Annotated in this window: 18 protein-coding genes; 12 read left to right on the forward strand and 6 right to left on the reverse strand. The window is 66.1% G+C overall.

Features of this window, described 5'->3' with window-relative positions; genetic code table 11:
* Window positions 1-29: 29 nt before the first annotated feature.
* On the reverse strand, window positions 30-242 hold the full coding sequence (locus F812_RS0105210; protein ID WP_020084904.1) for a hypothetical protein: 213 nt from the start codon (window positions 240-242) through the stop codon (window positions 30-32).
* 229 nt (window positions 243-471) lie between these two features.
* Here F812_RS0105210 and F812_RS0105215 point away from each other — a divergent pair, with 229 nt between their 5' ends.
* From F812_RS0105215 to F812_RS0105235, 5 genes are all read left to right on the forward strand, one after another.
* Entirely contained in the window at window positions 472-2,073 is a 1,602-nt protein-coding gene (locus F812_RS0105215) for an ATP-binding protein (protein ID WP_020084905.1), read from the forward strand.
* Window positions 2,048-2,647 carry a response regulator transcription factor gene (locus F812_RS0105220; RefSeq protein WP_020084906.1) on the forward strand — a complete coding sequence of 200 codons (600 nt, stop codon included), beginning with the start codon at window positions 2,048-2,050 and terminating at the stop codon, window positions 2,645-2,647. Before F812_RS0105215 ends, F812_RS0105220 begins: the two co-directional genes overlap by 26 nt.
* A 170-nt stretch (window positions 2,648-2,817) precedes the next feature.
* Window positions 2,818-3,156: a hypothetical protein gene (locus F812_RS0105225; RefSeq protein ID WP_020084907.1), complete on the forward strand. Its 339-nt coding sequence runs from the start codon at window positions 2,818-2,820 to the stop codon at window positions 3,154-3,156.
* Window positions 3,157-3,444: 288 nt separating this feature from the next.
* On the forward strand, window positions 3,445-5,244 hold the full coding sequence (locus F812_RS22655; RefSeq protein WP_020084908.1) for a type I secretion system permease/ATPase: 1,800 nt from the start codon (window positions 3,445-3,447) through the stop codon (window positions 5,242-5,244).
* Window positions 5,245-5,255: 11 nt separating this feature from the next.
* Entirely contained in the window at window positions 5,256-6,617 is a 1,362-nt protein-coding gene (locus F812_RS0105235) for an HlyD family type I secretion periplasmic adaptor subunit (RefSeq protein ID WP_020084909.1), read from the forward strand.
* Window positions 6,618-7,063: 446 nt separating this feature from the next.
* On the opposite strand, the gene F812_RS0105240 is transcribed toward F812_RS0105235, so the two are convergent.
* Both F812_RS0105240 and F812_RS0105250 read right to left on the reverse strand, forming a co-directional pair.
* Window positions 7,064-8,509 (reverse strand): FAD-binding oxidoreductase, encoded by a 1,446-nt coding sequence (locus F812_RS0105240; RefSeq protein ID WP_020084910.1) that lies wholly within the window; start codon window positions 8,507-8,509, stop codon window positions 7,064-7,066.
* A gap of 1,036 nt (window positions 8,510-9,545) precedes the next feature.
* A complete protein-coding gene (locus tag F812_RS0105250; RefSeq protein ID WP_020084911.1) occupies window positions 9,546-10,514 on the reverse strand; it encodes an L-threonylcarbamoyladenylate synthase in 969 nt (322 codons plus the stop codon).
* A 105-nt stretch (window positions 10,515-10,619) separates the two neighbouring features.
* On the opposite strand from F812_RS0105250, the gene F812_RS0105255 reads away from it, so the two are divergent.
* The 7 genes from F812_RS0105255 (at window position 10,620) to F812_RS0105285 (ending at window position 19,056) form a co-directional block, all read left to right on the forward strand.
* A complete protein-coding gene (locus F812_RS0105255) occupies window positions 10,620-12,395 on the forward strand; it encodes an acyl-CoA dehydrogenase family protein (protein WP_020084912.1) in 1,776 nt (591 codons plus the stop codon).
* Window positions 12,396-12,444: 49 nt separating this feature from the next.
* A complete protein-coding gene (locus tag F812_RS0105260; RefSeq protein WP_020084913.1) occupies window positions 12,445-13,962 on the forward strand; it encodes a hypothetical protein in 1,518 nt (505 codons plus the stop codon).
* A gap of 95 nt (window positions 13,963-14,057) precedes the next feature.
* A complete protein-coding gene (locus tag F812_RS0105265; protein ID WP_020084914.1) occupies window positions 14,058-15,008 on the forward strand; it encodes a histone deacetylase family protein in 951 nt (316 codons plus the stop codon).
* Between the two features lie 88 nt (window positions 15,009-15,096).
* The gene (locus F812_RS0105270) at window positions 15,097-15,357 is read left to right on the forward strand and encodes an exodeoxyribonuclease VII small subunit (protein WP_020084915.1); all 261 of its coding nucleotides are present in this window, start codon (window positions 15,097-15,099) and stop codon (window positions 15,355-15,357) included.
* Between the two features lie 284 nt (window positions 15,358-15,641).
* Entirely contained in the window at window positions 15,642-17,558 is a 1,917-nt protein-coding gene (gene dxs, locus F812_RS0105275; RefSeq protein WP_020084916.1) for a 1-deoxy-D-xylulose-5-phosphate synthase, read from the forward strand.
* Window positions 17,559-17,577: 19 nt separating this feature from the next.
* Complete coding sequence (locus F812_RS0105280) at window positions 17,578-18,051, forward strand: hypothetical protein (RefSeq protein WP_020084917.1); 474 nt, start codon at window positions 17,578-17,580, stop codon at window positions 18,049-18,051.
* A 6-nt stretch (window positions 18,052-18,057) separates the two neighbouring features.
* On the forward strand, window positions 18,058-19,056 hold the full coding sequence (locus F812_RS0105285; RefSeq protein ID WP_020084918.1) for a hypothetical protein: 999 nt from the start codon (window positions 18,058-18,060) through the stop codon (window positions 19,054-19,056).
* A gap of 9 nt (window positions 19,057-19,065) precedes the next feature.
* Here the strand turns inward: F812_RS0105285 and F812_RS22660 are convergent, their stop codons facing one another.
* From F812_RS22660 to F812_RS0105300, 3 genes are all read right to left on the reverse strand, one after another.
* On the reverse strand, window positions 19,066-19,668 hold the full coding sequence (locus F812_RS22660; RefSeq protein WP_020084919.1) for a helix-turn-helix transcriptional regulator: 603 nt from the start codon (window positions 19,666-19,668) through the stop codon (window positions 19,066-19,068).
* Between the two features lie 270 nt (window positions 19,669-19,938).
* Window positions 19,939-21,099, reverse strand: coding sequence for a GNAT family N-acetyltransferase (locus tag F812_RS0105295; protein ID WP_020084920.1), 1,161 nt, complete (start codon window positions 21,097-21,099; stop codon window positions 19,939-19,941).
* A 94-nt stretch (window positions 21,100-21,193) separates the two neighbouring features.
* On the reverse strand, window positions 21,194-22,891 hold the full coding sequence (locus F812_RS0105300; RefSeq protein ID WP_020084921.1) for a peptidoglycan D,D-transpeptidase FtsI family protein: 1,698 nt from the start codon (window positions 22,889-22,891) through the stop codon (window positions 21,194-21,196).
* Window positions 22,892-22,908 lie beyond the last annotated feature (17 nt).

Consider the following 22,908-nt stretch of genomic DNA (forward strand, 5'->3'; position numbering starts at 1 on the left):
GTAGGCATTCTTGGCTTCTCCATAGCCGCTCAGCCGCCAACGGTTCTTGCACATCCGGCAAGCGCCGGAACCGCACCGTCGAGCAAAGCGGGAGCATCTTCCTGCGCCGAGGACTCGGGCACCGCGAGCGGACCCACGTCATCGGGATTCGCAATATACAACACGCGAACATGCGCAAAGCCCTGCGAGTAGGCGGCAGGTAGCCGATGTTCGGACACAGCCTCTGAAGTGGCGTCTGTCATCAGATCCTCCGTCGAAGTCAGGGTGAACAATGAAGTCAGGGTAAACGAGAATTAGCGCTGTCGTGACGGACAGAACTTGATCCGATTGCATTGGTTCCACAATTGGCGTGAGTACGTAGAAGGTCCACCTAAGTGGTATTACGTATCGCCCCTTATCGCCGAAGCGGCGAAAAGGGGATTTCCGGCCTATTCACGGGCGGCTGCAACACAGGAACGGCTCCACGGCACCATGACCGACGCCCGCATCTATCGCCGGATCCTGTACGGCTGCCTGTTTCTCGCGGCCTACATCGCGCTCGACTACGTGAGCTACGTAAAGCCTTATCGCGGCCTGGGAATCACACCTTGGAACCCGCCGCCGGGCCTCAGCATCGCAGTGGTTTTTCTGGGTGGATGGTTCTACGCGCCCTTCGTCCTCATCGCACCGGCCGTAGCGGACATGGTGGTGAGGGGAGCCGCCCTCGGCATCAAGCTCGAGCTTCTGCTGTCGCTCGCGGTCGGCAGCACCTATCTCGCGGGCGGTCTCGCTCTACAGCGTATTGTGAGCTTCGATCCGAGATTCCGTTTCGTGCGGGATGCGCTGACGCTGATCGGCGTAGCCGCGTCCTCGGCGCTGGTGGCCGCCGCCGTCTATGTCGTCATCCTGCGAAGCTCCGGCACCATCTTCCAGAACGAGGTGATCGCTGTCGCGTGGCGTGCAGCCGTGGGCGACATCATCGGCATCCTGGTGATAGCGCCCCTTGTGCTGCTCGCGGTCACCTACAGGCCGTGGCCGAGGCCCGAGCCGCTGGCGCTCGTTCAGCTCCTCGCGCTTTATGCCGCCCTCGCCGTTGTCTTCGGCTATCAGGAAGCCACCGCCTTCCAGCTTTTCTACCTCCTGTTTTTGCCGCTGCTGTGGATCTCGCTGAGCTACGGCCCGCCTGGATCGGCGATTGCGCTTCTGTTCATTCAGATCGGCCTCATCATCGGCGCCGAGATCCGCTTCGGTCCCGATCCGGGCCTCGGTGCGCTTCAGGTTCTGATGATCGCGCTCGCGATCACTGGCCTCATCGTCGGCACCATCGTGGCGGAGCGCGAGGATTCGGCTGCACGCCTTCGCGATCAGCAGGCCGCTATCAACAGGGCGCTCCGCATCCGCTCCGCCGGAGAGGTGGTCGCGACCATCGCCCATGAGATCAACCAGCCGCTCACGGCGCTCAACACCTACGCCGGCGTCGCATCCAAGGCGATGACGGATGGCAATATCGATCTCGCTTCTCGCGCTGTGGAAAAGGTGAGGGCCGAGAGCGCACGCGCCAACGAGGTGCTGAAAGGGATTCGCGAGCTGTTGCGCCAGGGAACGCTGTCCAAGCGCCCTGTGGATCTCAAGGCCAAGATCGAGGAGCTTGAACTTCTTTTGGGCGAGGATTTAGCCAAGAAGGGTATCCGTCTGGCCATCAACGTGCTTCCGGATTTCCCCATCATCAAGGCCGACGGCGTGCAGCTTCAGCAGGCCACCCACAACTTGATCGTGAATGGTGCCGAGGCCATTCTGGGCGTAGGCCGCGGCGGAACGATCGAGGTATTCGTCACCCTGTCGGCGGATGATGATGTTCTGATCGAGGTGCGGGACGACGGCCCCGGTTTTCCCCCGGGCTTCAATGTCGCCGAGCCCGCCCCGTTCACGACGACGAAGCCGGAAGGATCTGGGCTCGGCTTGGCCGTTGCCCGTTCCATTGCCGAGGCGCACGGGGGCAGCCTCACCATCTCCACGTCATCGCGCGGAGCGCGGGTCGTTTTGAGACTGCCGATCGAAAGGGAGGCTGATGAGCAAAACCGTAACCGTTATTGACGACGAGGCGTCCGTCCGGGATGCCGTCGCCATGCTGCTGGAAGCGCACGGCATGACGGTGAGCTGCTTCGACGGAGCAAGCGCATTTCTCGCCGCGCCCTTTGCCGAGGGCTGCATCGTGAGTGATGTGCGCATGCCGGGAATGTCCGGCCTCGATCTCTTGCGCACGCTGCAGAATGTCGGGGATCCGCGCCCGCTGCTCCTGATGACGGGCCATGGTGACGTGGAGCTGGCAGTCCAGGCCATCAAGCTCGGCGCCTTCGATTTCGTGGAGAAGCCGTTCAGCAACGAGCGTCTCGTCGCCAGCGTGGAGCAGGCGCTTGTCGCGTCGGAAAACTCCATGAAGGTGCGCCTCGAGCTCGAGGATCTCAAGAGCAGGCATCAATCGCTCTCCGATCGCCAGCGCGATACCATGCAGCTTCTCATACGAGGCCTCTCCAACAAGGAAATAGGCCAGCAGCTCGGCATCAGTCCGCGCACCGTCGAGATCCACCGCACCTGGGTCATGACGAAGATGTCGGCGCGCTCCATTGCCGATCTCGTGCGCATGGGGATGGCGCTCGGCGTCGAGTAGAGCCGCTTTGCGTGCCGCCGTGCATGGCTCCTGCGGGCACATACCGAAGGATGCATGCCCGCACTGTGATCTCTTTACCGCGCGCGTCGACTTTTCTGTGGGCCGTTGTCGAGACCGCCGGCTGAATCTGGCAAAATGCTCGGATCGTTCTAGTCAACAGGAGGCCTCTGATGTCGACCGACGCGTCATACCGTTTGGCTCTTGCAGCGATGATCTTGGGCGCGAGCTGCGCGCCCTCGTCGGCGGATCAGACCGGCTTTGCGTCCATGCACAATCAGGCGCGCGTGGGCAACAAGATGTGCATGACCGACCATTACCACTACGGGAGCGGAACCGGCGCCACCAAGGCCGCGGCCCAGAAGAGTGCCATCAGCTCGTGGTCGAGCTTCACGGACTTCGAGTACGGCAGCGACTGGGCGCGCTTCAGCAAGGCCGTGGGCAAGCGCATCAGCTGCAGCTCGTCCAGCTCCGGCTACGACTGTCAGGTCGAAGCGCGGCCCTGTCGATAGCTGATACACCACTGTCCCGTTTTTTACGCGCCCGCAGGGATCACCTTGCGGGCGTCGCATTTTTGGTGCCCGCGCACTTGCGTGTGCGAGGCCGCCGCAAGAGCCCGGAATCTCGGCTTTTCGGAGAAATTTAACCAGGAATTTTTACCGGCCTTTAACGCTAACGCCGCTCAGCCCGCGCTTGCCCCGGAGTGAGCCAGCCCATGGCGCGAGACCTGCATCCCACCCTCCATCGCGAGCTTTAAGACGGCTCTCGAGGAACGATTGCATCGGTCGCGAGGAGCACCCGTGTCCACATCCAGCGTCAAATCAGCGATTGGCAGATCGCGCTCCGCATTTATCGGCGTCGGCGTCTTTTCCGGCATCATCAACGTGCTGGTGCTCACTGGCTCGCTGTACATGCTGCAGGTCTACGACCGCGTTCTGCCGTCGCGAAGCGTGCCCACGCTGATCGGTATCACCATCCTGCTGGTGGTGCTCTATGCCGCATTCGGCGCGTTGGATTTCGCCCGCATTCGAACCTTGAGCCGCATCGGCCTCGGCATCGACCGCCAGCTTCGTGCGCGCGTCATGGAAGCCGTGCTGGTTGTCCCAATTCGTGCCAAGCAGGGCGCTGACGCGCTCCAGCCCGTGCGCGACCTCGATCAGATCCGCTCGTTCCTGTCCGGCCTCGGGCCGACGGCGTTCTTCGATATGCCGTGGATGCCCGTTTACATCGGCCTCATCTATTTCCTGCATCCCGTGCTCGGCATGTTCGCCATCGGCTCCGCACTCCTTCTGGTGACGCTGACGCTTCTGACGGAAATGAAGACGAGGGCGCCCGCCCGGGAAGCCACCAAGAGCAGCTCGCAGCGTCATGCCTTCAGCGAGGCGGCCCGCCGCAACGCGGAGGTGATCCAGGCCATGGGCCTCGGCAATCGCGTGGTCGCGCGCTGGGAAAAATTGAACGAGCGCTATCTCGGCGATCAGCTCAGCATGAGCGACGCGGCGAGCGGCATCGGCACCATGTCGAAGGTTCTGCGCCTTCTTCTGCAATCCGGCATCCTGGGTCTCGGCGCCTATCTCGCGATCAAAGGAGAGCTTTCGGCTGGATCTCTGATCGCGGGCTCCATCATTCTTTCGCGCGCCCTCGCGCCCATCGAGATCGCCATCGCCAACTGGAAGGGTTTCGTGGGTATGCGCCAGAGCATCCAGCGCCTGGATACGCTGCTTGCGAAGCTTCCCGCGCAGGAGATCTCCATGGCGCTGCCGCGCCCCACGCGCATGCTCGCCGTGAAGGATCTCTCCGTCGCGCCCCCGGGCGAGGCGATGCCCACCATCTCCGCGGTTTCCTTCGCGCTCGAGGCTGGCGACGGCCTCGGCGTCATCGGTCCCAGTGCGGCCGGAAAGTCGACGTTGATCCGCGCTCTCGTCGGCGCATGGCAGCCACTGCCGCGCGGCGGCAGCGTGCGCCTCGACGGCGCGACGCTCGACCAGTGGACCCCCGAGGCGCTCGGCCGCGATATCGGCTATCTGCCGCAGGATATCGAGCTGTTCGACGGCACGGTGGCCGAGAACATCGCGCGTCTCGATCCCGACGCGCCGAGCGAGGCCATCATCGAGGCTGCGAAGCTCGCGGGCATCCACGAGATGATAGTGCACCTGCCGGATGGCTATCAGACGCGCATCGGCGATGGCGGAACGAAGCTGTCTGCAGGTCAGCGTCAGCGTGTGGGCCTGGCCCGTGCGCTCTACGGCAATCCGTTCCTGGTCGTGCTCGACGAGCCGAATTCGAACCTCGATCAGCAGGGCGATCTCGCTCTCACCACGGCAATCCGCTCGGTGCGTGACCGTGGCGGCATCGTCGTCGTCGTTGCCCATCGCCCGTCGGCACTGGCCGGCCTCGACAAGGTTCTCGCAATGAACAGAGGACAGGTCCAGGCCTTCGGTCCGCGCGATGAGGTTCTGAAATCCGTGCTGCAGGCCGTGCCCGCCCCGGCGCCTGCCCAGCAGCCGTCCGCCCCCGTCGGCCCGTCCATCGCCGCCACGCTGGCGCGCGCCCTGCCGCCGGGCATCAAGATGGTGGCAGACGGTGCGGTAGCGGGCTGAGGAGAAGCATCATGCAGTTGAAGCTCGAAGGACCCATGCGCCCGGCCGCACCGGCCTCGCCGTTCAAGGAGGTGCGCGCTTACATCGTGTTCGGCATCGCCGTCGTCGTCACGCTTCTGGGAGGGCTCGGCGTATGGGCAGCCACCATCGACCTCGCGGGCGCTGTACTTGCGGCGGGCAACGTGGTGGTCGACAGCAGCGTCAAGAAAGTCCAGCACCCGACGGGCGGCGTCGTGGGCGCCATCGAGGTCACGGAAGGCCAGCATGTCGAAGCGGGCGATCTGCTCGTCCGCCTCGACGAGACGGTAACCCGCGCCAACCTTCAGATGGTGGTGAAGCAACTCGACGAGATCGCCGTTCGCCAGGCCCGCTTGAGGGCCGAGCAGGACAATCGCACCGGGATCGAATACCCGGCGGACATCCTCGCGCGCCGCAATGAGCCGGTGCTCGCCGAGATCATGGCGAGCGAGACCGCGCTCTTTGATAATCGCCGCGCCGCGCGCGAGGGCTTGAAGTCGCAGCTTCGTGAGCGCATCGCGCAGCTTCGCGAGGAGATCGACGGCCTCATCGCCCAGCAGACCTCGCGCCGCCAGGAGCACGACTTCGCCAAGGCTGAGCTAGAAGGCCTCGAAAAGCTCGAAGGCAAGAACCTCGTCAGCACGCCGCGCATCACCGCCGCGCGCCGCAGCGTCGCCCAGCTCGAAGGCGATATCGCCCAGGTCGCGGCCGCCACCGCCCAGGCGAAAGGAAAGATCTCGGAGATCGAGCTGCAGATTCTCCAGCTCGATCAGGATTTGAAAACGGAGGTCGGCAAGGAGCTTCGTGATCAGCAGGGCCGCGAGGCCGAGCTGTCGGAGCGGCGCGTCGCGGCCGAGGACCAGTTGAAGCGCATCGAGATCCGCGCGCCCCAGAGCGGAACCGTGCATCAGCTTTCGGTGCACACCGTCGGCGGCGTCATCACGCCGAGCGAGCCGGTGATGCTCATCGTGCCAAACGCGGACCGCCTCGTGATCGACGCCAAGGTCGCTCCCCAGGACATCGACCAGGTCAAGGTGGGTCAGCTGGCGCACGTGCGCTTCCCCGCCTTCAACCAGCGCACCACGCCGGACATGACGGCGACCGTGACGCGCGTCTCGGCCGATCTCATGATGGACCAGTCGCGCCCCTCCAACGGTGCAGCGCCCGCGGATGGCATTCCCTACTACAGCATTCGTTTGGCGTTGACGGAGGACGCGCAGGCAAAGCTCGGCGAGCTGAAGCTCATTCCCGGCATGCCGGCAGAGATCCACATCACCACGGGTGAGCGCACGGCTCTGACCTACTTCACGAAGCCGCTCTCCGACCAGTTCGCCCGCGCCTTCCGCGAGCGGTAGACCGCTGGCTCTCTCTCTTGGGCAGGGAACTGCGAGCGGAAACGATCGCGCGGTTCCCCCTTCGCACACCCTAACCGCCCTCATCGCGGAGCGATGCTTCGCATCGACCGGCGGTCATCCAGAGCCACTCGTTTCAGCGGTGAGTGCGCGCCTCCTGGATGGCCGGGTCAAGCCCGTCCATGGATGGCGGGCGACAGGCCTCGGCTGAAACGCGTCCTGCGCGAGACGTCTCTGGACCCCGATCTTCATCGGGGTGACGTTGGAGATGTGGAAACCGCCTGCACTCTAGGTATCGTCACCCTGCCCTGCATCGTCATCCCGGCGGAGGCCGGGATCCAGACACGTTGCAGTGTCGTGCAAGAACGGCATATCTCGGCGCCCTGGCGGAGCGGGGCTTCACACCGACGGCTGGGATCAAGCTATCTCTCCGCAACGATGGCTGACCGCTAGCGGCTGAGAAGCTTGCCGGGATTGAGGATGCCCTTAGGGTCGAGCGCGTCCTTGATGCGCCGCATCAGCTCGATCTCGACCGGGCTCTTCACGCGCTGAAGCTCGTCCACCTTGAGCCGGCCAATGCCGTGCTCGGCCGAGATCGATCCGCCGAGCGAGACGACGACGTCGTGCACGGCGCGCGCCATGGTATCCCAGAGGGCGAGGAAGTCGGCTTTCGCCATCTCGCGTGGCTGCGAGATGTTGTAATGCACGTTGCCGTCGCCGAAGTGCCCGAACGGAACGGGCCTTGCGCCAGGGCACACCCGCTCGACCACGTGGGCGGCCTTCCGCAGGAACTCGGGAACGCGAGCCACGGGCACCGAGATGTCGTGTTTGATGGAACCGCCTTCGCCTTTCTGCGCTTCCGACGCCGCTTCCCGGAGCCGCCATAGCTCAGCCGCCTGCTGCAACGACGCCGCCACGGCTGCATCGCTCGCAAGGCCCGCAGTGATCGCGTCCCCCAGGATGCCGTCGAGCGCGGCGGAGGCCCGCCCCTCTGACGCGCCGGAGATCTCGATCAGCACGTACCAGGGCGATCTCTCTGCCAGGGGAACGCGCGTACCCGGAATGTGCCGGATCACGAAGTCGAGCAGCTCTTGCGGCATGAACTCGAAGGCGGTGAGCGCTCCGCCCGCCTGCTCCTCCGCGAGCTGGAAGAAGGGAAGCAGCGCGTCGAGGCTCGGCAGCGCGGCGAAGGCCGTCGCCCGTTCGCGCGGCTCGGGAAAGAGCTTGAGCGTTGCGGCTGTGATGACGCCGAGCGTGCCTTCCGAGCCGACGAACAGGTCGCGCAGGTCGTAGCCGGTGTTGTCCTTCTTGAGCGCTTTGAGACCATCCCACACGCTGCCGTCCGCCAGCACCACTTCGAGGCCGGACACCAGCGACCGCGCCGTACCGTAGGAGAGCACGGCCACGCCGCCCGCGTTGGTGGCGAGATTGCCGCCGATGGTGGCGGTGCCTTCCGAGGCGAGGCTCAGCGGAAACAGGCGCCCCGCCTGTCGCGCCGCCTCCTGCACCTCCTGCAGCGTCACGCCCGCTTCCACCGTTAACGATGTTGCAGCCGGATCGATGCTCCGGATGCGGTTCAACCGCTTGAGGGAGAGCACGATTTCGGTGCCAGCTTCGGCTGGGATCTGCCCGCCGACGAGGCCGGTGTTTCCGCCTTGTGCAACCACGCCCACCCCTTCCGCGTTGGCGAGAGCGAGCACGCGCGAGACTTCGTCGGTCGTCGCGGGCTTCACGACAAGGGGCGTGCGCCCCACATAGAGATCGCGCCATTCGATGAGGTACGGCGCTTGCTCTGCTGGCGCCGTAATCGCGTGATCGGCGCCGACGATCGCCGCGAAGCGGGCGATGAGATCGGCGTCAGGCGCCTTCGCGGAACGATCGGAGGACGACGTCATGGATAAGCCGCTGGCAATGAAGAAGGGCCGCGAGCGGGCCTCGCGTCCGGTTGCAGTCGAGAAGGCAATATCAGGCTTTCGCCGTCTAAGGCAAAAATCCGGCTCGGCGGCTGCCTTTGTGGCTGTCTTGGGCCTGATGATAGCCGCCGTCGTGCTGGCGCTCCCGGGCACGGCCCTGTCGCGATCGAGCGCAGGAGGAGGCACTGGGATGCACAGCCCGGTGCCCCACGCCACGCATCCCGCCGGTGCCGCGATTACGCGCCCCGCCGCTCCGAGCGCGACTGTCGCGCCTGCACTTAAAGCGACACCAGGCCCGGCCGCTGTCACGCCGCCCATTAGTCCCGGGGCGCGCACGGCGCCTGGCGGACGAGAAACCACGCCGCCCGCGGCGACGGCGACTGCCCCCACACAGCAGAACCCCGCCTATTCCGATTTTTCCTGTCGCGCGGCCTGCGGCGAGCAGTGCCAGCGCGTCACCTGCCCGGACCTCGATGTGTCGGAATGCCTGGCGGTCCGCCAGAAGTGCCGGCTCTCGTGTGAGTCGGGCTGTTGAGCCGGAATCCGATTTCAACGGTGAGTGAAGACGTTTAGAGTACGAAGAATGGCCAACGATCTTCCGTTCCAGGCGCCTTCGCCATGAAAGCCAGAGCAGCGTTTTTTGCATGTCTCGCGGCGCTCGCCGTTGCGGCTCTGGCCGTCCAGAGTTTCGAAAGCATGACAGGCACAGCCGAAGCCGCGCCCAACCGGACGCGCCCTGGCAGCACGCTCGACCCAGGCTTCCGGGCGGTTCCGCCTCCGCGGGTGTTGCCGGCACCGAAAGTGCCGCGTGTGACGCCCGTGCCTAATCCCGCGCTCGTGCCGCGGTTCGGCCCCGGCCCTGGCATCACACGTCCAAACACCTACGGCCCCAATTGCCGTTCGAGCTGCGGCTCACGGTGTCAGATGATCTCGTGCGCGGGGCTCAACGTGTCGCAATGCCTCTCCGTGCGCCAGCAATGCCGCACGTCGTGCTCGTCGCGATGCATTTGATCGGTGCCTAGGCGCCGCTTCTCGGAGCCGCCGCCCGGCGCAGACGGTCGTTGATCGCTTCGCCGAGCCCGTGCTCCGGGACCGGCATCACGGCGATGGTGGCCGCTCCCGTCCGGTCGAGCGCGCGAAGCGCCGCGAACAATCCTGCCGCCGCCTCGATCAGATCGCCCCGCGCCGAGAGATTGATCACCGGCCCCGCCGTCTGCGGAACGGGCGCGCCGAAAGCCAGCAGAGCTTCTCCCGGCCGCACGTCGCTCGCGTTGAGGCGGATCGCGGCGTTTGGCGCATAGTGGCTCGCGAGCTGGCCGGGTGACGTGGGATGTGCGTCGTCGCTCTCCGGGCCGTCCGAGAGAGGCGCGCCGAGCACCGCCTCGATCGTCTCGCGCGGAACCGCGCCCGGCCGCAGAAGCACCACGCCGTCCGGCTTACTCGCATCCAGCACGGTGCTTTCGAGGCCGTGCTCGGTCGCTCCGCCGTCGAGGATCATGGCGACGCGGGCGCCGAGGTCTTCGTCCACATGCTGGGCGCGGGTCGGGCTCACGCGTCCGCTACGGTTCGCGGAGGGAGCCGCCAGCGGTCGTTGTGATGCCGCCAGCAAGGCCTGCGTAATGGGATGTGAAGGAACGCGGATCGCCACTGTGTCGAGCCCCGCCGTGACGAGGTCTGAGAGGCCTGAGCTCGCGCGCCGCGTGACCACCAGCGTCAGAGGCCCGGGCCAGAACGCCTCTGCCAGCCTGAGCGCGGAGGGCGGAAAAACTGCGAGCTGTTCAGCCCGCGCGAGATCGGGAACGTGTACGATCAGCGGATTGAAATGCGGCCGCCCCTTCGCCGCAAAGATGCCAGCGACGGCCTGCCCGTTTGTCGCATCCGCGCCGAGCCCATAGACGGTCTCCGTCGGGAACGCCACGAGTGCGCCGTCCCGAAGCAGGCGGCCAGCCTCGTCGATTGCCGTTTGATCCGCCGTGCGCACTGCCATTGTTCGGGACCTGATTCGTGCTCCGTTGCGCTCGGACGGCTTCCGCCCGATGATCGAGGCGGGCGGGAAACGCTGATTCGCCGGGCGCCGGGAAAGGGAGAAGCAATGAGCTACGAGGCTCCAGTAGACGACATCCTGTTCGCGCTCAAGACGGCAGCAGATTTTTCGGGCGAGATGGATAAGGGCGGCTCGCACGGGCTCGACGAGGACACGTTGCGCGCCATCCTTGAGGAAGCCGGCAAGTTCGCTGGCGAGCAACTCGCCCCCTTGAACAAGGCTGGAGATCGCACGCCCTCCCGATGGGCCAACGGCCATGTCGTCACCCCGATGGGCTGGAAAGAGGCCTACGGCGCATTTCGCGAGGCGGGCTGGAGCGCGCTCCCCTGCCCGGAGCAGTACGGCGGCCAGGCCCTGCCGGAGACGGTTGCGATGGCGGTCTGCGAGATGTGGAACGCGGCGAACCTGTCGTTCGGGCTCTGTCCTCTCCTCACCCAAGGCGCCATCGATGCGCTGCACGCCGGCGGATCGGACAAGCTCAAGAAGGATTATCTTCCGCGCATGGTGAGCGGCGAATGGACCGGCACCATGAATCTCACCGAACCGCACGCGGGCTCGGATCTCTCCGTCATTACCACGCGTGCCGAGCGTCATGAGGATGGCACCTATCGCATCTTCGGCACCAAGATCTTCATCACCTACGGCGATCACGATCTCACGGAGAACATCATCCATCTCGTGCTGGCGCGCCTGCCGGACGCACCCTCGGGCACGCGCGGCATTTCACTGTTCCTGGTGCCCAAGCGCCTCGTCAATGCGGATGGCTCTCTGGGTGCCGAGAACGACGTCGTCTGCGCCGGGCTCGAGCACAAGCTCGGCATCCACGGCAGCCCGACCGCCGTCATGAAGTTCGGCGAGAAGGGCGGCGCCATCGGTTATCTGGTGGGCCAGGAGAACCGCGGCCTCAACACCATGTTCATCATGATGAATGCTGCGCGCCTCGCCGTCGGCATTCAGGGCGTCGCCGTTGCAGAGCGCGCGACCCAGCATGCCGTGAGCTACGCCAAGGAGCGCCGCCAGGGCCGCACCGCCACGTCCGCCGGCATGGTTGCCATCGCCGAGCATCCGGACGTGCGCCGTAACCTGCTCACCATGAAGGCGTTGACGCGCGCCGCCCGCGCCATCTGCTACGCCACGGCCGCCGACATCGATCGCGCACGTCACGCCGCCACCGAAGCGGATCGCCGGGCGGCGTCCGATCGCGCGGCCCTTCTGACGCCCGTGGCAAAGGCCTTCTCGACCGACATCGGCTGCGAGGTGGCTTCCATCGGCGTGCAGGTCCACGGCGGTATGGGTTTCATCGAGGAGACAGGCGCCGCGCAATACTACCGGGACGCCCGCATCCTTCCGATCTACGAGGGAACCAACGGCATTCAGGCGATCGACCTCGTGACGCGCAAGCTTCCGCTCGCGGGCGGCAATCTCATCAAGCAGGTGATCGCTGAGTTCGAGGCGACGGCGCGCCAGCTGAAGACGCTCAACCGGCTGGAGATCGGCCGCATGGGCCAGCGCCTTTCGTCCACCGTCGTCGCGTTTGCCGAAGCCACCGCCTGGATGCTCGAAGCCATCGAGCACAGCCCCAATCTCGCGCTCGCGGGAGCAACGCCTTATCTACGGCTGTTCGGGCTTGCGGCAGGCGGCCATTATCTGGCCAAGGGCGCGCTGGCTGGCCTGGAGGTGGGTGGCCCCCACGCCATGGAGTCCGTTGCGCTCGCCCGCTTCTTCGCCGAAAACATTTCGGTGGCCGGCCCTGGTCTCGCCTCCGTGGTGACGTCTGGTGGCCATTCGGTCATCGGGGCGATTCCGGAGTCCGAGCTCGCATGAAGGCACCTGCGGGCTGAGAGAGGGACGCGCGCGAAGTCGGAGGAAGGTGATGCGGCTCATTCGCTTCGCTGCAAGCGCGCTCGTGCTCGCCGCTGCCGCGACGCTTCTCCCCGACGCTTCGGGCGCGGGCTGGCTCTCTCGTCTGGCACGGGAAGCAGCCGAGACCGGCGGAGGCGTGACTGCCAAGACCGGCAAGCTCGGCCTCGGCGCTCTCGACAATGCAGCGGCCCACGTCGCAGGCTTGCCGCGTCTGTCGCAAGGGGCTGCGCTTGCGGCTCACGTCACGCCGGAGGGTCACTGGAAGTTCGCCAGCCGCGAAGGCACCGTTTTCACCGCCGCGACGCCGGATGAGATGGCACGCGTCGCCACGACGCTTGCCCCCGAAATCGCGACGGGCGGAAAGCTCTCGCTCTACCTCAGCGAGGAGACCGTCTTCTCTGGGCGCTCGTTCCTGAAGGACCTGCCGAAGGACGCGGACCTTCACATCGTGTCCGGAAAGGAGGCCTACCGCCTGCGCCGCACGGGCAGCGGGGCGGGGGATCTCGCCGCCGAATTCCGCTCGAACATAATCGTCGGGCTGGATGATCGCGTGCTCTTCGAGGAGACCATCTACAGGCTAAGCCGCCCGCTCAATCGCTCGAACATACGTGCGCTCGCGCTCGAGCCCGGGGGGCCGCGCAGGCTGTCGTCGGTGCCCCGCTATGATCCCGCCACCAAGGCCGCCCTCGTCGATCAGGTCGATCCCTCGTCTCTCTCGGATGCGTTGGCCACGCTCAAGGGACAGACCGCCCTTGTCTCCGGCCGCATCGAAGGCAACGTGCTGACCTTCCGGCCGTCGAGCGGCCCCGAGCAGACGCTCGACATCACCCAGCTCGTCAAAGCCGCCGAAAGCGCCGACGTCAATCTCGTGCTTTTGCAGACCAGCGCCACGCATCAGCCGGGCGGGCGCAATTGGTTCTGGCAGAAGGTCGAGGTCGCCGGTCTCGACGACGCGTTGAAGCGCGCCACGTTTGCCGACTTCCTGAGCGCGCTGGGAGGAGCCGGCAGCGAGCTGGCGGTCAAGGCGGCCACAGGCTCGCAGGGCCGCGTGGTGTTTTCCGCCGTCCCGGTACCCACCGCGACAACGCCGATCACCGGCACGCTCGGCGAGTGGATCGGCGAGGTGACCGGCCACGTCGCCGTTAGGGCGGCCGAGGTTTATGCTCGGGACGAGGCTCGGGAGCGCGAGCTCGACGCCCGCCTCATCCCCGGCATTCCATCCACCGCTCAGTTCGTCTACCTGGGCTCGCTCGTCTTCGGCGTCCTGGCGTTCCAGGTGTCGAGATCTTGGTGGGGGCGCCTCTGGCCTGCCGAGCAGCGGGCGGACTATGCGGGGAAATTCGGATATTGGGCAGCACGCCTGACCCGCCTGCTCGCGTTCGTCGTGCTGTTCCTGCCGCTGGTTGGCATCCCGGCCTTTGTCTGGCTTTGTCTGCTCCAGCTCTGGGCCGTGCTGACCGCCCCCGTCCGCGGCCTGAGATGGCTCCGCGCCCGCTTCGGCAAGGAGCGCCCTGGCCTCAGAGTCTGATCCCGGTAACCGTGTTAGCGCTGGCCAGTCGCCACGGCTCCGCTATCATGGAACTCAATTAAAGAAACTCGGGAAACGCCAAGGCTGACCTCACTATGGCAACACTGCTGCTGACCCACCCTGCCTTCGTGGAGCACGACACGGGGCCGGGACATCCGGAGCGCGCCGATCGTATGCGCGCCATCGACAAGGTGCTGGCGCACGAGAGCTACAACGCCTTGATGCGGGCGGAGGCGCCTCTGCGTCTCGATGTCGAGGACGAGATCCTGCGCGTTCACCCCTCGGATCATCTGGTCCGCATGAAAGGCACCTCCGAGATTGTGAAAAAGCGGGATGCCGCCCTCCACATCGACGGCGATACCGTGATGTCGCGCGGCACCTACGAAGCAGCCATCCGCGCGGTCGGCGCCGGTCTCGAGGCCGTGGACGAGGTGATGAGCGGCCGCGTGGCGAACGCGTTCTGCCAGGTGCGCCCGCCCGGGCATCACGCCGAGAAGGACCGGGCCATGGGCTTCTGTCTGTTCTCGAACATTGCCATCGCCGCCCACTACACCCGCGCCCGCCACGGCGCAGAGCGGGTCGCCGTCGTGGATTTCGACGTTCATCACGGCAACGGCACGCAGGACGTCTTCTGGTCCGACAAGGACCTGTTCTACGGCTCCACCCACCAGATGCCGCTGTTCCCCGGCACGGGCGAGCTGTCGGAGACGGGCGTCGGCAACATCTGGAATGCGCCCCTGCGCGAGGGCGATGGGGGTGAGACCTTCCGCGACGCATTCACCTCCCGCATCCTGGGTCCACTCCACAACTTCGGGCCGGACCTGATCCTCATCTCTGCCGGGTTCGATGCCCACAAGCGCGACCCGCTCGGCGGCCTGCGTTTGGTCGAGGCCGACTTCATGTGGGCGACGGAAGCTCTCGGAAAGGTGGCCGAAACCCATTGCAAGGGCCGCATCGTCTCGATGCTGGAGGGTGGCTACGATCTCGAAGCGCTCGCCAAGTCGGTGGCCGTGCATGTGCGCACGCTCATGGATCTCGGAAGCTAAAGAATTGATGTGGCTAAAGAAATCATTGCGTGCGTGCGGGCGTTCGAGGCTCTAAATTCGGGCCGGAGAATCAAAGGGCTCGCTCGGAATGACAAAGACGCCGAACAAGAATCACGCCGACATCAAGGAGCTGAGCTTCGAGCGCGCTCTGAAGGAGCTGGAGACGATCGTCAGCCGGCTGGAGCGCGGTGATGTCGAGCTTGAAGAGAGCATCACCATCTACGAGCGGGGCGAGGCGCTGCGCGAGCACTGCGACCGCCTGTTGAAGCAGGCGGAGGCCCGCGTGGAGAAGCTCACCGTGGGTTCCGATGGCGCGCCGCGCGGCACGGAGCCTCTCGACCCGGAGTGACGCCGGAGCCTGGGGCAAATCGCAATCGCACCGCGCTGTCCGGTTGCCAGGTGCGGACCGAGCAACTGCCGGAAAAAGAAAGAGGGATGCCCGATTGGTGCCCCTCCGAACCCCGGTGGACGCCAGTCCGCGCTTTTGCACACATCTGACGCAGCGGGAGCGGGAGGAATGCCCGCCCTCGGCCCTTCATCCGCCGTACATTCGGCGCTATGGTGCCCCGAAACGCGAGGCTGGAGTGTCAAGGCTGCGGCCACTTGGGCGAAACGCCCCATATCGTTGAAGGAATGTGTCCCGCCGTGAGCAAGACCCCGCTCCTCGATACCATCAAGACGCCGGAGGATCTTCGCAAGCACCCCGAGTCTGACCTTCGTCAGATTGCCGATGAGCTGCGCCAGGAGACCATCGAGGCGGTCTCGGTCACGGGCGGGCATCTCGGCGCGGGCCTCGGCGTCGTCGAGCTGACGGTCGCTCTCCATTGGGTGTTCGATACGCCCCAGGACCGGCTGATCTGGGACGTCGGCCACCAGTCCTATCCGCACAAGATCCTCACCGGGCGGCGCGATCGCATCCGCACGCTCCGCCAGGGCGGTGGCCTCTCGGGCTTCACCAAGCGCGGCGAGAGCGAGTATGACCCGTTCGGCGCGGCCCACTCGTCCACGTCGATCTCGGCTGGCCTCGGTATGGCCGTCGCGCGCGATCTGAACGGCGGCACCAACAACGTCATCTGCGTGATCGGCGACGGCGCCATGAGCGCCGGCATGGCCTACGAGGCGATCAACAACGCGGGCGCCCGCGACGAGCGCCTGATCGTCATCCTGAACGACAACGACATGTCGATCGCGCCGCCCACTGGCGCCTTCTCGTCCTATCTCGCCCGCGTCACATCCAGCGGCACTTATCTGCAACTCCGCGATTTCGCCAAGCAGCTCGCCAAGCGCCTTCCGAAAAGCTGGGAGCGCCGCGCCGCCCGCATGGAGGAGTACACCCGCCACCTCTGGCAGGGCGGAATGTGGTTTGAGGAGCTGGGCTTCTATTACGTCGGCCCCATCGACGGGCACGATCTCAACCACCTGCTCCCCGTGCTCAAGAACGTGCGCGACACCAAGCAGGGGCCGGTGCTCGTCCACGTCGTCACCAAGAAAGGCAAGGGCTACGCCCCGGCTGAAGCCTCCGACGACAAGTATCACGGCGTCGCCCGCTTCAACGTCGTCACCGGCGCGCAGGTGAAGCCCAAGCAGAACGCGCCCACCTTCACGCGCGTCTTTGCCGACAGCCTCATCACCGAGGCCCGCAAGGACAAGCGCGTCGTTGCCATCACGGCTGCCATGCCGGACGGCACCGGCCTCGATCTTTTCGGCAAGGAGTTTCCGGATCGCACCTTCGACGTAGGCATCGCCGAGCAGCACGCGGTCACATTTGCGGCCGGTCTCGCAACCGAAGGCCTTAAGCCATTCTGCGCCATCTACTCCACGTTCCTGCAGCGCGCCTATGACCAGGTTGTGCACGACGTCGCCATCCAGCGCCTGCCCGTCCGCTTCGCCATCGATCGCGCAGGCCTCGTCGGCGCCGATGGGCCGACGCACGCAGGCTCGTTCGATCTCGCGTTCCTGGGTTGCCTGCCCGACATGGTGATCATGGCCGCGGCCGACGAGGCCGAGCTGACGCACATGGTCGCCACGGCCGCCACAATCGACGATCGCCCCTGCGCGTTCCGCTATCCGCGCGGCGAGGGCATGGGAGTCGAGCGCCCCGAGGAGGGCATTCCCTTCGAGATCGGTAAGGGCCGCATCCTGCGGGAAGGCACCAGCGTCGCCATCCTGTCGCTCGGCGCGCGTCTCGGCGAAGCGCTGAAGGCAGCCGACCAGCTCGGAGCCATGGGGCTTTCCACAACGGTCGCGGACGCGCGCTTCATGAAGCCGCTCGATCGCGATCTCGTCGCGCGCTTGGCCAAGGCGCATGAGGTTCTGGTGATGATCGAGGAGGGCTCGATCGGCGGGTTCGGCAGCCACGTGCTGCAATACCTCGCCGAAGCGGGATTGCTCGATCGCGGCCTCAAGGTGCGCTCGATGGTGCTGCCCGACGTCTTCATCGATCACGACGCGCCGGCCCGCATGTACGAGCGCGCGGGCCTCGCCGCGCCCGACATCGTGAAGACCGCGCTTTCGGCGCTGGGCCGCGACGCCCTGGCGAGCCGCGCCTAGAGGGAAGGGGTAGGCTTCGATGAACTATACGATCCGCTTCGCGGGCGCCGTCCTGGTTTCCATGATGGCGGCGCTCGGCCCCGCGCATGCGACGGGTGATTTCCTGTGCGAGGCGAACGATGCTTCCGTGAAGTTCGAGGCGGGAAGCTCGTTCAGCCACGGGCTGGGCGAGGTCTTCACCAACTTCAAAGGCAAGCTCAAGGTTCTCTTGAAAGATACTCCGAAGGACTTGGCCGACCTCGCCTTCGACAAGGACCACCTCGCCCATCACTGGTTTCGCGGGGATAGCCTGAAGCTTCATCTCTATCGCGAGAGGCCGGGCTCGGGTTTGCACGGCTACGTGGAGCTTGTCGTTGAAACCACCCAGAGCCCTGACGACGAGACGGCGTTCGGCGGCTCCTACAAGCTCACCGTCTATCACATCCGCGACGAAGCCAGCTCCGAGGGCGAGACCCTGAGCGCCGAGGGCGAGATCTCCTGCTCCGTCGGGTAGCAACGCATGAAGTTCAAGCGGTTCGCGAAGAGCACGACCGGCGTATCCGTGAGAACGAGCGTTTCGACGCCGGATCTGCCCGCGCGCCCTCAATCCGTCGGTGAATGGATCGGCGTCATCTTCGTCCTCGCCATGTTCGCGCTGACGGGCGCCGTGGGCTGCCTCACCATCCTCGCCGGAGTGCGTCAGCTCCTCTCGGGTGAAGCCAGCATTCCGAAAGCGTTGGTGCTGATCGCCATCGGGCTGGTGTTTGCAGCGATCGGTCTCGGCTACTTCTATTTCCGCTACGTGAAGAAACCCCTCTGGGACGCTGAGCAGGCCCGGCTCGAAGCGCGCTATCCGGGCCAGCCCTGGATGCAGCGCAAGGATTGGGCCTCCCGCCGCGTCACGCACTCGAACCTTGGCGTCACGGCCCTGCTATGGGTCTGGAACATCGGCTGGTGGGGCGCCCTCGCGTTCATCGGCACCGTCAACCGCGACAAGATCCGCGTGGCTCTGGACGAGTCCTGGTGGACTTACTTTCTACTCGGCGCCTTTCTCTTCTGCGGCCTGATAGCGCTTCGCTTCGCGCTCGCCGCGACCTGGGCACACGTGCGCTACGGCAGGACCACCCTCCGCCTCGATACGCTCCCCGCCTACATCGGTGACAGGTTTCGCGGCACAGTCGAGGCCCGCCTTCGGGCCCGGCCTGTCGAGCCGCTCAGGGCCGCTTTGATCTGCGAACAGTTGAAGTGGATCAGGATCAGGACCGGCGGCAAGACCACCTCCCGTCTCGACGTGAGGGAGCTGGCCCGCGTTGAGCGCGAGATCCCCGCCTCTCTCGTGATGGTTTCGCGCACGGGCGCACGCATCCCGGTCGAGATCGATGTGCCGCCCGCGAGCCGGGAATACTCGCTCGACAGCGAGGGCAACGGGGTTCGCTGGACGCTGCATGTGGACGCGCCGGACAGTAAGCAGCCCTTCTCGTGCTCGTTCGAGATTCCAGTCTACGCACGCCGCGCTTGAGCAGGCAGCTCACCCGTCGAACAGCGCATCGTCCATCGCAACCGGGCTATAGCCGCACTGGGCATCCGGCGGGGCCGGGAAGCCGATGGCGTCGTTATAGATCGTCCCTTCGTGGAAGAAGTAAGTGATGGTGGTGCGGAACAGGCCGATGCTGTCGTGCTCGGCCGTTTGCAGAACGCTGCGGGTGGTGGTCACGAGACTCTGGATCTCGCCGTTCGCGATCGCCCGTTGCAGCACGCCGTCGTCCAGGATCTCTTCGAGCACGCCCGTGGCGATCGGCGCCAGGTCGCGGCCGATCCAGTCTGCCATGGAAGGGCGCTTGGCGAGCGCGGGTGCGGAGAGACGTTGCAGCGTGAGGCCCGGCGTTCGTGTCAGCGCACGCGGCGCTGGGCAGAGCGAGATCGAGGCGGAGAGGCTGCGCAACAGCGAGCTGGCGGGTGCCCAACCCAGGTCACGCAGGCGCTTCTGCTGCACCACGGACGGACTGTCCTCGCCGCGCTCCCACCGTGAGATGGTGCGCTGTGCCACACCCATCACGTCGGCCATGCGCGCCTGACTGAGGCCGTGGCGCAACCGATAGCGGCGAACGAATGTCTTCCAATCCCCATCCATGTCCGGAACCTGGATTAGACCCCCTTAGACGTTGAAGCCGTGCGACCGTTTTCTTACAGATCGATGACGGCTGCAATCGGGCGACACGAGCCCAGTAGCGGGCAAGCGTGGCTCGGCGGCGAGAGGCGTCTGGAACGGAGACGTCGCTTTCGAACCGTCCACGCTGGGGCTCCGCCCGATGGGTGCCGTAGCGTGATCGGGGTGGAACCATCGGCGGCGGAAGCTGCCGATGGTTCTGTTTTTGGGGCATGTCGAGAGTGCGAGGTTAGCTCACTCGATCGCGGCCAGCATCGCGCTCGCGCAGGCGGCTGCTGCCACCGCGGCGGCCGGCATCCCATAGCGGCTTCCAGCCGAGCGCACTTCCGGCGAGAGCCTGAGATAGATATCACGCGCGAGCGGACGCACGTGCCGGCGCAGGCCCGCCACGCCACGCCCGACAGAGGTGAGCGCGACCGCGTAGTCGTCGATGGCGATGCCGGTGTCCGTGCGCGCCCATTGGCGCTTGTAGTCATCGGCAGGAGCGAGAAGATCGTAGCGCTCGAAACCTTGCTCGAAGCACCAGGCGATGGTGCGCAGCATCTGCTCCTGGCCGGGGCTGGCCGAGCTGAAGCGCGGATCGAATGCGCCGAGATAGGCGACATAGGTGTTGCGGTCCGCGTAGCCCACCTCGATTGCGGCAAGCGACGAGCCCGCGCTGAGGGCCGACACGATGGCGGAGCCCGAGGCAACGGTGCTGCGCAGCAGGTTTTCCCACTGTCCTCCGTCGAACACCGGGCTAGAGACACCGCGCTCGTCGAGCCACGCGCGCTTCCAGCCGAGCGCCGTTTCGAAAGCGTCGAGCGCATCACCGCCTCGCAGCATCTCGAAGGAGACGGGCCCCGCCAGCGCTTCGAGCTTCTGCTTGCGCTGACGCCGGTTGCGCCGCGTGCTGCCGGAGAACGAGGCGTCATAGGCCGCGAACGTGCCATGGGCCTTGAGGTCGATGTAAAGCGCGCGCTCGGCGGCCCGTTGCGAGCGGCCATGGCGTTGAAGCGCAGCGTGGAGGCGGCTGTCGTGGCGCACCTTCCGCAGGAGCATCACGTCGATGCCTCTGCGGCTGACGGCTTTGCAGAGGCGCGCGAAGGCGTCCGGATCGATCGCCTCGCCGACAGCGTCGGTGTATTGCGCCAAGGGATGAAGCAGCGGCACGGCAAGACGCGCGCCGAGAAGACGCTCGCACCTGAGCGGCAGAAGCGAGACCGCCTCTCCGTTGCGGCGGAAGATTGCGACCAGCGGTTCGGAGCCCTCCGCCTCCACCATGCGGGCAGCGGCTTCTACGAGATCGAACCTGTCGAATGCGCCGAGCCCGCCAGCTTGCGCGCCCACGCTCCGCCAGAGCGCGCGAAGCCGCGCGATGGACCCGAAGCCGGATACGAGCTCGATATCGTCCATGACGTGAAAGGTGACCTGTTCAACACGGCGGGATGGGCGCCGGGGGGCGACAGCAACTATCCGGGTCAAGCGTTGGGATTGCGTTAAGTGTGGCTCAATTCGGGAGTTGCGCCACGTCCGCAGCCGGCTTGACGCCGAGCAGAGGCGCGATGCGCGCGATCACGCGTCCCGCGGTTGGAGCCGCATTGCGCCCGGCCAGCACCTCTCCGGCAGACTCGCTCGTTCCCTTGGGCTCAAACAGCAGCACCAGTACGAGGTACTTGGGATCGTCCATCGGAAACGCGGCTAGGAAGGAGGCGACGACGGCCTTCTCCATGTATCCCCCGCGTCCCGGCATCTCTGCCGTGCCGGTCTTGCCGCCCACGCGATAGCCGGGAACATCCGCGCGCCGCCCGGTTCCGATCGGCTCGCTCACGTTGCGCCGCAGCAGACCGCGCAGGCTGTTGCTCGTCTCGGCGCTCACCACGCGCGTGCTCGCGGGCGCATCGCTACGTCCGCGGAAGTACGTAGGCGTCACCCTCGTGCCGCCGTTGATGATGGCCGCCGTTGCCGCCGCGAACTGGATCGGCGCCACCGCCATACCGTGGCCATAGGCGACCGTGATCTGCTCGGCGCGCCCGAACTGGGGCGGCAACTGCGGGGCTGCGACGGGGCCGGCTTCCGTGCGCATCGGCGCCATCAGGCCGAGCTTTTCCAGAAACGCCTTTTGCCGCTCCGGCCCCTCGGCGAGCGCGAGCATCCCCGAGCCGACGTTCGACGAGTGAAGGAATACTTCGGACACGGTGAGGGGGCGCCCCGAAGCGTGCAGATCCTTGATGGTGAAGCGTCCGGCGGTCAGCGGCTTGGTGACGTCGAGCACGGTATCGAGCTTGGCTTTCCCGCTGTCGAGCGCCATGGCGACTGTCAGGATCTTGAAGATCGAGCCCAGCTCGTACGTCCCGCCCTGGATCTTGTCGATGCGCGCCGGATCCAGCACCTCGGAGGGCTGAGAAGGATCGAGCCCTGGCAGCGAGGCGGAAGCCAGCATCTCTCCCGTGCGCACGTCCATCACGAGGCCGGCGGCGCCCTTGGACTCGTAGCGCACCATGGCAGCCTTGAGCTCGTCCTCGATGGCGTGCTGCACGCCGAGATCGAGCGAGAGCCTCACCGGCAGCCCCACGTTCGAGGGCGCGCCGTGTGTGGGCTCGACGCCCACCGTTTCGTCGATGGTGCGCTCGATGCCGCTCGCGCCGCGATTGTCGATGTTGACGGAGCCGAGCACGTGTCCCGCCAGCCGTTCGAGCGGATAGGCGCGCCTCAACTCGTCGCGGAACTCGAGGCCGGGAAGACCGAGATCGTGGATCTGCTGCGCAAGCTTCGGCGCGATGCCGCGGCGAAGCCAGATGAAACGCCGGTTCCGGTCGGAAAGCTGGCGGCGCAGCTCGCCCTGGTCCATGTCCGGCAGAACGGTGCCGAGCCGCTCGGTCACGTCGTCGAGGCCCTGCACCAGGGAAGGATCGGCGAACAGGGAGGGCATTTCGATGTCGGTCGCGAGCAGCCGGCCGCCGCGGTCGAGAATGTCGGGCCGCGCATAGCTTCGCGCCATCGGCTCGGTGATCGCTGCCACCATCTCGAACCCGCCGCTGCCGGCGAGACGCGCGAGTTGCGCCGCGACGCAGGCGAACAGCGCCGCCATGCCGAGCATGACGAGGCGCGTTCTGAAGCGGCCGCGCGGCCCATAGTGGGCCTCCGCGCGTGCGGGCGCAGGCTCCGAAGAGCGTGCCCTTCTTCCGCCTTTGGCCGCGCCGCGCATTGTTTTGTCCGTCCCCC

Source organism: Hyphomicrobium zavarzinii ATCC 27496, assembly GCF_000383415.1.
GTDB classification, from domain to species: domain Bacteria; phylum Pseudomonadota; class Alphaproteobacteria; order Rhizobiales; family Hyphomicrobiaceae; genus Hyphomicrobium_C; species Hyphomicrobium_C zavarzinii.